Below are 12626 nucleotides of genomic sequence, written 5' to 3'. Positions count from 1 at the left end.
CGATTCCACGGTGACTTTCCGAACTCGGGTCACTACTTTCAGGTAAGCCCACCTGTCGGGCCCCTGCGCTGCTTTACTGGGAACCATGGGCGAGCTTCGGCGATCTGGCAGGTTCACTCCCCTCCTCCCCCCCGGATTCCCCACCGGAGACGGTGGCGGCCCCGGCACCGGCGACCACCGCGTCCCCGTTCCCCCGGCGGAGCGCAGAGACCAACGGGCGACGGGAGGCCGCGCGGCCGAGGCCGCGTAACCGTGGGCAGGCAACCCAGGTACCTCTGGCTGGCCGAACAGCTGCGCGGACCGATCCTGAGCGGGGAGCTGCCGCCCGGCACGCGTCTGCCCTCCCGGACCCGGCTGGCGCGCTCCTACCGCGTCAGCGAGCAGATCTCCCGCACCGCGCTCCGGCTCCTGGTCACCGAGGGCCTGGTCGAGTCCAGGCCGGGCTCCGGGTACTACGTGCGCACCGTCCCCGAGCTCTTCCGCATCTGCCGGACCGACTCCTCCTCCGGCTCCGGCCTGGGGCGGCTCAGCCGCGAGGCGATCGGCACCGAGCAGGAGCAGTGCGCGCCGCCGCTGAGCCTCCGGTTGCGGCTGCGCGAGGGAGAACCGGTGTACCGCACCACCTCGCGCGGGCTGTCCTCGGAGCTGCCCATCACCCTGCACCGGTCCTGGGAGCCCGCGTCCCTGACCGCGGGCACCCTGCGCACCCCCTTCGACAGCTCGCCCGGCAGCGGACTGCTCGAACGGCTCAGCGCGGCGGGCCACCCCGTCGACCGCGTGGTGGAGGAGGTGGGCGTACGCGCCCTGCGCGACTCCGAGGCCTCCCTGCTCGGATCGGCGCCGGGGATACCCGTGCTGGTGGTGGAGCGCACCCACTTCAGCGGCAACCGGCCGGTGGAGACCTCCGACCTCATCGGCTCGTCCGAGCAGTGTCGACTCCTCTACAAACTGACACTGGCCCGGCCCCGCCGCCCCGGCGACCCGCGGCGGTACTGACCCGGGCACACGCGGGGCCGGCACCCTCCGGGACGGGCACCCGGACACCCGGGCGCCGACCCCGGACACGCGTGAGGGCGGCGGCTCCCTCCCGGAGGAGGGGGCCACCGCCCTCACCGTTCACCGAACACCACGCCGGTGCGGACATCGCCGGACGTCTGCTCCGCCCAACCGTTCCCCGTCACCCGGAGTGACCGGCTGGAGTCGCCCGACGGTGTGCGCGGTCAGGCCCGGGTGAACTCCCCGGCCACGACCTCGGCGATCTGCGCCGTGTTGAGCGCGGCGCCCTTGCGCAGGTTGTCCCCGCACAGGAACAGGTCCAGCGACCTCGGGTCGTCCAGCGACTGGCGGATGCGGCCGACCCAGGTCGGGTCGGTGCCCACGACGTCGGCCGGGGTCGGGAACTCGCCGTTGGCCGGGTCGTCCTGGACCTGGACGCCCTCCGCGGAGCCGAGCAGCTCACGGGCGGCGTCGGCGGGCACCTCCTCGGCGAAGGACGCGTGCACGACCAGCGAGTGGGTGGTGATCACGGGGACGCGGACACAGGTGGCCGAGACGCGCAGGTCGGGCAGCCCCAGGATCTTGCGGGACTCGTTGCGGACCTTGAGCTCCTCCGAGGACCAGCCGCCGTCCTTGAGCGAACCCGCCCACGGAACGACGTTGTAGGCCAGCGGCGCCGGGAACGGACCCAGCTCGCCGACGGCGGCGCGCACGTCGCCCGCCGTGTCGCCCAGGCTGCGGTCGGCGCCGGCCTTTGCCATCTGGTCGCGCAGGGTGTCGATGCCCTCCTGGCCGGCGCCGGAGGCGGCCTGGTAGGAGGAGACCACCAGGTCGGTGACGCCGTAGGCGCGGTGCAGGGCACCGATGGCCACGATCATCGACAGGGTGGTGCAGTTGGGGTTGCTGATGATGCCGCGCGGACGGTTGCGGACCTGGTCCGCGTTGACCTCGGGCACCACGAGCGGGACGTCGGGGTCCATGCGGAACGCGCCGGAGTTGTCGACGGCGACCGCGCCGCGGGAGGCGGCGACCGGAGCCCACTCCTTGGACACCTCGTCGGGGACGTCGAACATGGCGACGTCCACGCCGTCGAAGACCTCGGGGGCCAGGGCCTGGACCACGACGTCCTCGCCGCGCACGCGCAGGACCTTGCCCGCGCTGCGCGGGGAGGCGACGAGGCGGATCTCGCCCCAGACGTTCTCGCGCTGGGTCAGGATGTCCAGCATCACGGTGCCGACGGCGCCGGTGGCGCCGACGACGGCGAGGGTGGGAAGACGGTTGCTCATCGGCCGGTACCTCCGTACACGACAGCCTCGACCTGGTCGGCGTCGAGCTGGAACTCACTGTGGGCGGCGCGGACGGCCGCGTCGATCTGGTCCTCCTCGACGATCACCGAGATGCGGATCTCCGAGGTGGAGATCATCTCGACGTTGGTGCTCGAACCGGCGATGGCGTCGAAGAAGCGGGCGGTGACGCCCGGGTAGGAGCGCATGCCCGCGCCGATCAGCGACACCTTGCCGATCTTGTCGTCGTAGCGCAGGGACTCGAACCCGACCTTGTCCTGCACCTTCTTGAGCGCGGCGACGGCCTCCTTGCCGAAGTCCTTGGGGACCGTGAAGGAGATGTCGGTGCGCGAGGTGGAGACCGCCGACACGTTCTGGACGATCATGTCGATGTTGATCTCGGCGTCGGCCAGGGCCCGGAAGATCGTCGCGGCCTCACCGATCTTGTCGGGCACGCCGACGACGGTGATCTTGGCTTCGCTCCGGTCGTGAGAGACACCGGAGATGATCGGCTGTTCCATGCCTTCGCTTTCCTCGACTTCCGGGACGACCCAGGTCCCTGGCTTCTGGCTGAAAGATGAACGGACGTGAAGGGGGATGTTGTACTGACGCGCGTACTCGACACAGCGCAGGTGCAGGATCTTGGTCCCGGACGCCGCCATCTCCAGCATCTCCTCGTAGGAGACCTGGGGGATGCGCTGGGCGGTCGGCACGATACGCGGGTCGGCGGTGAACACACCGTCGACGTCGCTGTAGATCTCGCAGGCGTCGGCCTCCAGGGCGGCGGCCAGCGCGACGGCGGTGGTGTCGGAGCCGCCCCGGCCCAGGGACGTGATGTCCTTGGTGTCCTGGGAGACGCCCTGGAACCCGGCGACGATGCAGATCGCGCCCTCGCCCACGGCCTCCTGGATCCGACCCGGCGTCACGTCGATGATCTTGGCGTTGCCGTGCAGCGACGTGGTGATCACACCGGCCTGGGAACCGGTGAAGGACCTGGCCTCGAACCCCAGGTTCTCGATGGCCATCGCCACGAGTGCCATGGACATGCGCTCACCCGCGGTGACCAGCATGTCCAGTTCGCGCGCTGGCGGCATCGGGCTGACCTGCTCGGCCAGGTCCAGGAGTTCGTCGGTGGTGTCGCCCATGGCCGAGACCACGACGACGACGTCATATCCCGCCTTTTTCTGAGCGACGATCCGCTGGGCTACTCGCTTGATGGCTTCCGCGTCTGCCACGGAAGACCCACCGTACTTCTGCACGATTAGGGCCACGATCGATGCTCCTGAGGAGTTGGGATCAAGACAATGAAATGGAGTGTAGCCACAGACGTCCTCGTCCACCCCATCTGACCTGCGACGGGATGGCGTGGCGTCTTGACATACCAGCGGTGGGGCTTACCCGGCCAGGCGGAGGTTACTCGTGTTTCGCGCGGATGAACGGCGAATGTGAGCTAGAACTCCAGGCTGCGGCGGCCCTCGAAGGCACGGCCGAGGGTGACCTCGTCGGCGTACTCCAGGTCGCCGCCGACGGGCAGGCCGCTGGCCAGACGGGTCACCTTCAACCCCATGGGTTTGACCAGCCGCGCCAGATAGGTCGCGGTGGCCTCCCCTTCCAGGTTGGGGTCCGTGGCCAGGATCAGCTCGGTCACCTGGCCGTCGGCCAGGCGGGTCATGAGCTCCTTGACGCGCAGGTCGTCGGGGCCCACGCCCTCGATGGGGCTGATGGCGCCGCCCAGGACGTGGTAGCGGCCCCGGAACTCACGGGTGCGCTCGACGGCGACGACGTCCTTGGACTCCTCGACCACGCAGATGACGGCGGGGTCGCGGCGGACGTCGCGGCAGATGCGGCACTGGTCCTCTTCGGCGACGTTGCCGCAGACGGAGCAGAAGCGCACCTTCTCCTTGACCTCGACGAGCGCGCTGACGAGGCGTTTGACGTCGGCGTGCTCGGCGGACAGGAGGTGGAAGGCGATGCGCTGCGCACTCTTCGGACCGACGCCGGGCAGCCGCCCGAGCTCGTCGATCAGATTCTGCACCGCGCCTTCGTACATCGCCTACCCATCAGTGCCGGACCGGATCTGTCGGGGCGGTCCGCATCCCCACCCCCACCGTATCCGGCGCGGCGGACTCGCGCGTACGCGGAGGTCCGCCTCACCTGCACCCGGGGCGGAACCGGAACCGCCCCACCCGCCGTGATCTTGTACTTATAGCGAGTCCCGAGCGCCGACATCGACTATAAGTACAAGATCATCGCAGTTCAGACCCCCTGCTCACACCGGCGACAGTTCCGGTCCGGGCTAGAAGCCGGGGAGGCCGGGCATGCCGCCGGGCATCCCGCCCCCGCCCAGGCCCTCGGCGAGCGGGCCCATCTTCTCCTGCTGGAGCCGCTCCACCTGCGCCTCGGCGTCGCGGATGGCCGCCAGGACCAGGTCCGCGACGGTCTGGGCGCTCTCGGCGGGGTCGGCGGGGTCGATCGCCTCGGGGGCGACGGTCACGTCCTCGACCTGCCCTCGCCCGCTCAGTTTGACCTTGACCAGGCCGCCGCCGGAGGTGCCCTCGACCTCGGCGTCCTCCAGCGCCTGCTGGGCCTCCACGAGCTGCTGCTGCATCTGCTGGGCCTGCTGGAGCAGGGCCTGCATGTCCATTCCGCCAGGGTTCACGGCCATCTCCTCGCCGCACTCATGGTGCTGGGTCTCGCTGTCATGTCGCTGTTGCTGTGAGCGTAACCGGTCATCAGTGAACATGCGGGCGGACCGGTCGGCCACGGGAGGGGCGGACCGGCCACCGGGGTGGGACGGCGCTGATCGCGGTGCGCGCCGGGGGGCAGCGGGCCCCTCGGAGCCGCCCCGCCCCGAGCGACGAGGCGGAGTCGGCGCCGGGGTGCGCCGCGCCCCGGTGGGAGGACGACTCTCCCGAAAGGGCACCTACCAGGAGTGAGAACCAGGAGTGGCGTTAACATCACTCTCGGTTGAAAAGGTGCTCTGCGGGGCACGGGAGTCCCGGTAGTGCACGCGAGCACCACCGGTAGCGCTGAGAGCCACGGGGGAGTGAGGACGTGTTGACCGCCAGAGAGCGCCACTCGGCGCTGGTCGAGGCGATGGTCGCGGACGGCACGCTGACCGACGCCGCCCTCACCGACACGTTCCGTTCGGTGCCCAGACACCGGTTCATCCCCGAGACGGGCGCGCTGACCGCGCACGGGACGGCCCTCAACGCCAACAACAACCCCGAGCTGTGGCTCGCGGCCGTGTACGCCGACAGCGCCATCGTCACCCAGATCGACGATCCCGACCCGTCCGCGTACCTGGAGGCGCCCGACCCCCGGATCCCCGGGTTCCGGGCCCCCGGCCAGCGGGACCCGGAGTCCCGGGACCAGCGCACCCACGACGACCGGGAGTCCGACCCCTGGAGCCGGGGGTCGAGGGGGCCCGGCCCCCGGGAACGGGCGGAGGCGGCGACCTCGTCCGTCTCGGCGCCCCGCGTCCTGGCCCGCCTGCTGGAGCTGTCCGACCTCGCCAACGGGCAGCGGGTCCTGGAGGTGGGCACCGGGACCGGCTGGAACACCGCCCTGCTGGCGCACCGGCTCGGCGACAGCGCCGTCACCTCCGTGGAGACCGACCCGCGCCTGGCCGGGGTCGCCCGCGAGGCCCTCCGCGCGGAGGGCTACTCCCCCGCCGTCCACCTGGCCGACGGCTACGAGGGATACCCGCCCGGCGCGCCCTACGACCGGATCACCTCGACCTGCGGCGTGCGCCGCGTGCCGCCCGCGTGGGTGGAGCAGCTGCGCCCCGACGGCCTGGTGGTGTGCCCGTGGGGACTGCTGGAGGGGGCCGGGGTCATCGCGCGCGTGGAGTGCCCCGGGGACGGCTCGGCCCGGGCGAGCTTCCACGGCGGTGTGGGGTTCGTGCCGCTGAGGACCCCCGACGACCAGCCCCGCCCGGTACGGGACTCGGGGCAGCAGCCCGACGAGTACCGGCTCACGCAGACCGACCCCGTGGCGCCGCTGATGACCTTCCCGTCGGCGTTCGCGCTCTCGGTGATGGTGCCGGGCTGGCGGGTGCGGCGGCGGTGGATCGGCACCGGGTCGGGCGTGTGGGTGTTCGACCGGGGCGGCGCCTCGTGGGTGCGCGTGTACCCCTACGGAACCTCGTGGATGATCGAGCAGGGCGGCCCGAGGAGCATCTGGGACGAGTTCGAGGAGGCCCTGGAGCTGTGGACCCGGTTGGGCGCGCCCGATCCGGACCGGTTCGGGCTCTCGGTGGGTGCCGACGGCACGCACCGGGTGTGGCTGGACTCACCGGACGGACACGGCTGGACGGTGTGACCGCCGCGGGGCGGGGACGCCGGGACCGGACGCCGGGCGGGAAGCCATGAGCGCACCGGTGGCGCACGGTGGGGGATCGTACGAGGCGCGCGAACGCCGACGGCCCCCTCGGAGGGGGGCCGCCGCCGCGCGCTCACGCCTGTCCCTGGGCGCCTTCGGTCTTCTCGGACGCCGTGTTCGCGTCCTTGCCCTGCTTCTCGCGGAGCTTGCGCAGGAGCTCCTGCTTGCGCTCCACGGCGTCGTCGCTGGGGCCGCCCCGGCCGCCGCCCTTGCCTCCGCGAAGCGTGGAGCGCGAGACGGTGTTGCGCTGTCCGCCCATGCCCAGAAGATTGTCGCTGTTCCTGCCCACGCGGACCTCCTTTCCCTCCAGGCGAGGCGAAACGCCTCGCCAAGTCGATCCGACCTCCGTAGGATATCGGCACCAAGACGATACGTCTCGTCATTTTTCAGCGGTTAACGTGGCAGGTATGGCAGAGAACACCACACAGGAAGAGACCAGGGTCCGCCGCGCTCCCGACCCCCGCCGCCGCAGCGAACGCGCGCGGCGCGCCATCGTCGACGCCGCCGCCGAGCTGATGGGCGAGGTCGGCTACGCCAGGCTCACGATGGAGGCGATCGCCGCCAGGGCCAGGGTCGGCAAGCAGACCATCTACCGCTGGTGGCCCTCCAAGGCCGCCGTGGTCCTGGACGTGTTCACCGCGCTGACCGGCGGGGTCGCCGGTCAGCCCCTGCCCGACACCGGCGACCTGGCCGAGGACATGCGGACGGTGCTCCGCGCCACGGCCGACGAGTTCCGCATCCCGGAGATGGACCGGACCACGCGCGCGTTCACCGCCGAGATCCAGCAGGACCCGGCCTTCGCCGAGATCGTCCAGGAGCGGCTGCTGGGACCGAACACGCGCGTGTTCGAGGACCGGCTGCGCTCCGCGGTGGCGGCGGGCGAGGTGGACCCGGAGATCGACCTGCGGCTGGCCACGGAGCTGTTCCTCGGACCGTTCCACCAACGTTGGCTGCTGCGCACCGGGCCGCTCACGCACGAGTACGTGGACGAGCTCGTGGACATGGTGCTGCGGGCGCTGCGCCCCCGGAACTAGCCGCGAGGACGCCCGTCGCCCGCAGAGGTGGTTCGGGCGCCCACGGGGCTTGGGAGGCACCACCGTGTCTGCTCCGACCCGGTTCCCGTGCTCCGGGCGCCCGGAGCACGGGCCGAAGCGAAGCGCAGGCCCCGAAAACACTGCCTAGAGGGACGGGTCCGGGGCCTCGTGTTCGATCTCGTCGATGACCCGGCCGCCGAGCTCGGACTCGATCAGCCCGGCGCCCGACGCCCCCGGGGCACCGGAGGACACGGAGGCCCCAGCGCCACCGGGGCCGCCCGCGGAGGCGGTCCCGGCAGGCGGTGCCGCGGCCTGAGGCCGCGGCGGAGCAGGTTGGGGCGCCGGGGCCCGGACGGGCTCGGCCACGGGCGGGGAGTCGCCGTACTCGGGCGGCGGCGCGGCGGCCGCGTCCTCGTAGGGGTCGGGCGGCGGTTCCTGGAGTCCGGTGACGATACGGTCCGGCGGCGGACCGGTCGGCGCGGGCTCCGGAGCCGTTGCGGGTTCGGGGGCCGAAGCGGGCTCCGGTCCGGAGGCCGCCTGCGGCGCGGGTTCGGGCGCGACGGGCCGTGCGGGCTCGGCGGCGGGAGCGTCCCATCCGCCGGACTCGGCCGGGCGCGCGGGCTCGGGCCTGCGCGCGGCGGAGGCCGTGACGGCGCTGCCCGCGGCGGCGACGCGCACCTCCATGCCCAGGACCTGCTGGATCGCTGTGGCCACCACCTGGTCGCTGCCGCTGTTGCTGAAGCCCTTGGCCTCGTTGGGCCGGGAGAAGCCGAGCAGGACGGCGTTGCCCTCCACGCCGACCGGACGGACGTCGCTGCCGCTCAGCACCATCCAGGTGAACCGGCGGAGGCCCTTGACCGCCTCCAGGATCTGCGCCCAGGCGCCCTGCACGCGCCCCAGGTCCAGAGAACCGCCGGACGCCGCGGGCGACTGGCTCCGCGTGGGGGCGGCCTGGCGGGCCGGGGCGTCCCAGCCCGCGGGCTCGGACCGCTGCGGGGCCGGGGCGGCCGGGGTCTCCGGAGCGGCCGGAGCGGCCGCCGGGGCCGGAGCCGCGGCGGCGCGCACGGGTTCGGAGGGCACCACCGGGGAGGCCGGGGTGACCGGCGCGGGAGCGGGAGCGGGCTGGACCGGGGCGGCGGGAGGGGCGGCGGCGCCCGAGGCGATCCGGCGCTCCATCTGCTCCAGGCGGGCCAGCAGGGCCGCGCCCTGGTTTCCGTCCGCGGCCGGAAGCAGCACCCGCGAGCACATGAGTTCCAGCAGCAGCCGGGGCGCGGTGGCGCCGCGCATCTCGGTCAGGCCCTGGTTGAGGATGTCGGCCGCGCGGCTCAGCTCGGCCGGTCCCAGGCGCGCGGCCTGGTCCTTCATCCGCTCGGTCGCCTCCGGGTCGACGTTGACCAGGCCCTTGTCCAGGGCGTCGGGCACGGCGGCCAGGACGACCAGGTCGCGGAAGCGCTCCAGCAGGTCCGTGGTGAACCGGCGCGGGTCGAGCCCGCCCTCCACCACGCGGTCGACCAGGCCGAACACGGCGGCGCCGTCGCGGGCGCCGAGCGCGTCGACCATCTCCCCGAGCAGGCTGGAGTCGGTGTAGCCCAGCAGGGAGACGGCGCCCTCACGGGTGATGCCGCCCTCGTCCGAACCGGCGATGAGCTGGTCCAGCACCGAGAGCGTGTCGCGCGCCGAGCCCGCGCCCGCGCGCACGACCAGCGGCAGGGCGGCCGGATCGTAGGAGACCCCCTCCTCCTTGAGCAGGTCCTCCATGAGCTCCTTGAGGGTGCTCGGCGGGATCAGGCGGAACGGGTAGTGGTGGGTCCGCGAGCGGATCGTGCCGATGACCTTCTCGGGCTCGGTGGTCGCGAACACGAACTTCAGGTGCGGCGGGGGCTCCTCGACCAGCTTGAGGAGGGCGTTGAAGCCCTCCCGGGTCACCATGTGCGCCTCGTCGATGATGTAGATCTTGTAGCGCGAGCTGACCGGGGAGAAGAAGGCGCGTTCGCGCAGGTCGCGGGCGTCGTCCACACCGCCGTGGGAGGCTGCGTCGATCTCGATGACGTCGATGCTGCCGCCGCCGTCGGGGGCCAGGGCCACGCAGGAGTCGCAGGTGCCGCAGGGGTCGGGGGTGGGCCCCTCCGCGCAGTTGAGGGAGCGGGCCAGGATGCGGGCGCTGGTGGTCTTGCCGCAGCCGCGGGGGCCGCTGAACAGGTAGGCGTGGTTGATCCGTCCGCTGCGCAGCGCCTGGCGCAGCGGGTCCGTCACGTGTTCCTGGCCACGCACCTCGCCGAACGTCGCGGGCCGGTACTTGCGGTACAGCGCGATGCTCACGGTGTGATTCCTCCCCTGGTCCCTGCCACGTGTCCATTCAACCCGCGAGCGGTGACAGCTCGCGCCGGTTGGCGAGGACCGGGAGGGGTTCGACCGGGCCGGAGAAAGAGAAAGGACCCCCCGCGCACCCGCCAGAGCCCATTTATCCTTGCTGCCTTCCGGCCCTGGGGAGGTTCATAGGGTGACGCCGCACGAGGGGTCTGCCCCGAGTGTATCCGAACCCCGGACTGCTCGGGCAACCCCCGTGTCCCGTCCCCTCCCCGGAACGCGCCGGCCTCCGGAAGCACGGGCGTTCGGACGGAACGCACCTCCCGGACCGGGCGTCTCATCCCGGGCAGAGGGTCCACGGGCCCCGAACCGGCACATCACGCAACCTCTCAGAGATCATGGACGACATGGGCATGCTCGACCAGCTCGATTCCACCGACAGCTCCACGGAGCGCCGCGACCTCATCGTGGCCACGCTGGAGAACGCCTTCTCGGACCTGATGGCCGCCGACCCGGCGGCGTTCCGCGTCAAGTTCCGCAAGATGGCGGCCAACCCGTTCGCCTTCTACCGTGGCAGCGCCGCGCTCTTCTACAACGACGTCTCGGGCATGGACGACCCCTGGGCCGACGAACGCACCTCGCGGGTGTGGATCCAGGGTGATCTGCACGCGGAGAACTTCGGCACCTACATGGACTCCACCGGGCGGCTGGTGTTCGACGTCAACGACTTCGACGAGGCCTACCTCGGCCACTTCACCTGGGACGTGCTCAGGTTCGCGGCCAGCATCGGGGTCATGGGCTGGCAGAAGGCCCTGTCCGACGAGGACATCAGCACGCTCCTGCCGTACTACATCGACGCCTACATCGCCCAGGTGCGCGAGTTCGCGACGACGGGCAACGACTCGGAGTTCTCCCTCAAGCTGGGCAACACCGACGGCACCGTGCACGACGTGCTCCAGCAGACGCGGCTCAACAGCCGCGCCGAGATGCTGTCGTCCATGACCACCCGCGACGGGTACACCCGCCGCTTCGCCGAGGGCCCCCGGGCGCGCCGCCTGGACGACGCCGAGCGGGAGCGGGTCATGGCCGCCTACGAGGCCTACCTGGACACCATCCCCGAGGACCGGCGGTACGCGTCGATCAACTACGCGGTCAAGGACGTGGTGGGCAGCGGCGGCTTCGGTATCGGCTCGGCGGGCCTGCCCGCCTACACCCTGCTCATCGAGGGCCAGTCGGAGGCGTGGGACAACGACATCGTGCTGTCCATGAAGCAGGGCAACGTGGCCGCTCCCTCCCGGGTGGTGACCGACCGGCGCATCATGGACTACTTCCAGCACCACGGGCACCGCACCGCGGTGTCCCAGCACGCGCTCCAGGCGCACGCCGATCCGCTGCTGGGCCACACCGAGATGGGCGGTGTGGGCTTCGTGGTGAGCGAGGTCTCCCCCTACACCAACGACCTGGACTGGGACGACCTCACCGAGCCCTCGGAGATCGTGCCGGTGCTGGACTACCTGGGGCGCGCCACCGCCAAGGCGCACTGCGTGTCCGACTCGCACGCGGACGCCACGCTCGTGCGCGGCCAGACCGAGGAGGCGGTCATGGCGGTGCTCGACGGCCGCGAGGCCGAGTTCACGCGGTGGTGCGTGGACTTCGCGCACCGGTACGCGGCCCAGACCCGGGCCGACTACTCGCTGTTCGTGGACGCCTTCCGCAACAACGCCATCAGCGCGGTGAGGTCCAGCCGGGCCCTGTGATCCCGGGGCCGGGGAGCCCGTTTCCGGTGCCGTTCGGAGGTGCCCGGGCGGGGCCGCGGAAACCTGTTCAGAGCACCCCTGAAGGCATGTAGAGTTGTTCGCGGAGGATTCGCCTAGTGGCCTAGGGCGCACGCTTGGAAAGCGTGTTGGTGGCAACGCCTCAGGGGTTCGAATCCCCTATCCTCCGCGGCGGCTAGCAGCCGAAACGAAAGGCCCCGACCGGACACCGGTCGGGGCCTTCGTCGTGTTCCCTCCCCCGCACGGGACTCACGCCAGAGGCGCGACGCACTCCGCGGAAGCGGCCGGAAGGACAGACGACGGAGTCCGGCCGCACCGCCGCCAGGACTGCCGGAGGCAGCGCGGCCCGCCGCGCCGGCCGGGCCCGGTACCTGCTGGAGTCGACGGCGCACCCGGCGGCCCCGGGGCGACACGGACGGGGTCCGGCTCGCCCGACGCGCGCCGGTCAGGGCGCGGTCGAAACGCCGTCCGAGAGGACCAGGTCCAGCAGCCCCGGGAAGCGGGTGTCGAGCTCGGCGCGGCGCAGCGTGATGTAGAGCCTGCGCCCGGCGCGGCGCTGGCGGATGACCCCGCTCTCACGGAGGACCCTCCAGTGGTGGGTCATGCTCGACTTCGGGATGCCGGAGAGGACCTCCCCGCAGAACATCTCCTCGCCGCCGGCCAGCGCACGCACGACGTCCAGTCGGACCGGGTGTCCCAGGGCGGCCAGCACGTCGACGAGCTCGATCTCCGAGGTGTCGGGGTGGTGCAGTACGACCATGGCGCCACTGTACGCGGGTTTCGTATCGGCCAGGGAGCACAGGGCTTGACACCCACTGTTCGTTAGTACGATTATCTCGTATATTCGA

11 protein-coding genes, 1 tRNA gene and 1 other RNA gene are annotated in these 12626 nt (G+C 71.8%); 5 read left to right on the top strand and 8 right to left on the bottom strand.

The window, feature by feature from the left end; genetic code table 11:
• Positions 1-252: 252 nt before the first annotated feature.
• Complete coding sequence (locus HGB44_RS05670; protein ID WP_061080839.1) at positions 253-996, top strand: GntR family transcriptional regulator; 744 nt, start codon at positions 253-255, stop codon at positions 994-996.
• A gap of 224 nt (positions 997-1220) precedes the next feature.
• On the opposite strand, the gene HGB44_RS05665 is transcribed toward HGB44_RS05670, so the two are convergent.
• The 4 genes from HGB44_RS05665 to HGB44_RS05650 all read right to left on the bottom strand — a co-directional run bounded on the left by HGB44_RS05665 (position 1221) and on the right by HGB44_RS05650 (position 4923).
• Positions 1221-2282 carry an aspartate-semialdehyde dehydrogenase gene (locus HGB44_RS05665; RefSeq protein WP_061080838.1) on the bottom strand — a complete coding sequence of 354 codons (1062 nt, stop codon included), beginning with the start codon at positions 2280-2282 and terminating at the stop codon, positions 1221-1223.
• Positions 2279-3550: an aspartate kinase gene (locus HGB44_RS05660; protein WP_082768385.1), complete on the bottom strand. Its 1272-nt coding sequence runs from the start codon at positions 3548-3550 to the stop codon at positions 2279-2281. Before HGB44_RS05660 ends, HGB44_RS05665 begins: the two co-directional genes overlap by 4 nt.
• Before the next feature lie 179 nt (positions 3551-3729).
• On the bottom strand, positions 3730-4329 hold the full coding sequence (gene recR / locus HGB44_RS05655) for a recombination mediator RecR (protein ID WP_061080836.1): 600 nt from the start codon (positions 4327-4329) through the stop codon (positions 3730-3732).
• A gap of 246 nt (positions 4330-4575) precedes the next feature.
• Complete coding sequence (locus HGB44_RS05650) at positions 4576-4923, bottom strand: YbaB/EbfC family nucleoid-associated protein (protein WP_017562872.1); 348 nt, start codon at positions 4921-4923, stop codon at positions 4576-4578.
• Positions 4924-5336: 413 nt separating this feature from the next.
• On the opposite strand from HGB44_RS05650, the gene HGB44_RS05645 reads away from it, so the two are divergent.
• On the top strand, positions 5337-6602 hold the full coding sequence (locus HGB44_RS05645; RefSeq protein WP_061080835.1) for a methyltransferase domain-containing protein: 1266 nt from the start codon (positions 5337-5339) through the stop codon (positions 6600-6602).
• A 133-nt stretch (positions 6603-6735) separates the two neighbouring features.
• Here HGB44_RS05645 and HGB44_RS05640 read toward each other — a convergent pair whose 3' ends face one another.
• Positions 6736-6951, bottom strand: coding sequence for a DUF6243 family protein (locus HGB44_RS05640; protein WP_061080834.1), 216 nt, complete (start codon positions 6949-6951; stop codon positions 6736-6738).
• Between the two features lie 118 nt (positions 6952-7069).
• Between HGB44_RS05640 and HGB44_RS05635 the strand changes: the two genes are divergently transcribed.
• A complete protein-coding gene (locus HGB44_RS05635; protein ID WP_061080833.1) occupies positions 7070-7696 on the top strand; it encodes a TetR/AcrR family transcriptional regulator in 627 nt (208 codons plus the stop codon).
• 144 nt (positions 7697-7840) lie between these two features.
• On the opposite strand, the gene HGB44_RS05630 is transcribed toward HGB44_RS05635, so the two are convergent.
• Positions 7841-10015 (bottom strand): DNA polymerase III subunit gamma and tau, encoded by a 2175-nt coding sequence (locus tag HGB44_RS05630; protein WP_061080832.1) that lies wholly within the window; start codon positions 10013-10015, stop codon positions 7841-7843.
• 108 nt (positions 10016-10123) lie between these two features.
• Positions 10124-10219: signal recognition particle sRNA small type (gene ffs, locus HGB44_RS05625), an RNA gene on the bottom strand.
• A gap of 182 nt (positions 10220-10401) precedes the next feature.
• Here ffs and HGB44_RS05620 point away from each other — a divergent pair.
• Together HGB44_RS05620 and HGB44_RS05615 are read left to right on the top strand one after the other, a co-directional pair.
• The gene (locus HGB44_RS05620) at positions 10402-11760 is read left to right on the top strand and encodes a DUF2252 domain-containing protein (protein ID WP_061080831.1); all 1359 of its coding nucleotides are present in this window, start codon (positions 10402-10404) and stop codon (positions 11758-11760) included.
• A 102-nt stretch (positions 11761-11862) separates the two neighbouring features.
• Positions 11863-11947 (top strand) — tRNA-Ser (locus tag HGB44_RS05615).
• A 276-nt stretch (positions 11948-12223) separates the two neighbouring features.
• Here the strand turns inward: HGB44_RS05615 and HGB44_RS05610 are convergent.
• Positions 12224-12538, bottom strand: coding sequence for an ArsR/SmtB family transcription factor (locus HGB44_RS05610; protein WP_061080830.1), 315 nt, complete (start codon positions 12536-12538; stop codon positions 12224-12226).
• Between the last annotated feature and the right edge of the window lie 88 nt (positions 12539-12626).

The sequence above is a fragment of the Nocardiopsis alborubida genome (genome assembly GCF_012396365.1).
Lineage (GTDB): Bacteria > Actinomycetota > Actinomycetes > Streptosporangiales > Streptosporangiaceae > Nocardiopsis > Nocardiopsis alborubida.
The sequence above is the reverse complement of the archived record's forward strand: the minus strand, read 5'-3'. Positions and strand labels throughout refer to the sequence as shown.

Excerpts from the sequence above, each read along its gene's own strand:
- HGB44_RS05610 (WP_061080830.1), bottom strand. The coding sequence starts at position 12,538 with ATGGTCGTACTGCACCACCCCGACACCTCGGAGATCGAGCTCGTCGAC.
- HGB44_RS05620 (WP_061080831.1), top strand. The coding sequence starts at position 10,402 with ATGGACGACATGGGCATGCTCGACCAGCTCGATTCCACCGACAGCTCC.
- HGB44_RS05665 (WP_061080838.1), bottom strand. The coding sequence starts at position 2,282 with ATGAGCAACCGTCTTCCCACCCTCGCCGTCGTCGGCGCCACCGGCGCC.
- recR (WP_061080836.1), bottom strand. The coding sequence starts at position 4,329 with ATGTACGAAGGCGCGGTGCAGAATCTGATCGACGAGCTCGGGCGGCTG.
- HGB44_RS05635 (WP_061080833.1), top strand. The coding sequence starts at position 7,070 with ATGGCAGAGAACACCACACAGGAAGAGACCAGGGTCCGCCGCGCTCCC.
- HGB44_RS05650 (WP_017562872.1), bottom strand. The coding sequence starts at position 4,923 with ATGGACATGCAGGCCCTGCTCCAGCAGGCCCAGCAGATGCAGCAGCAG.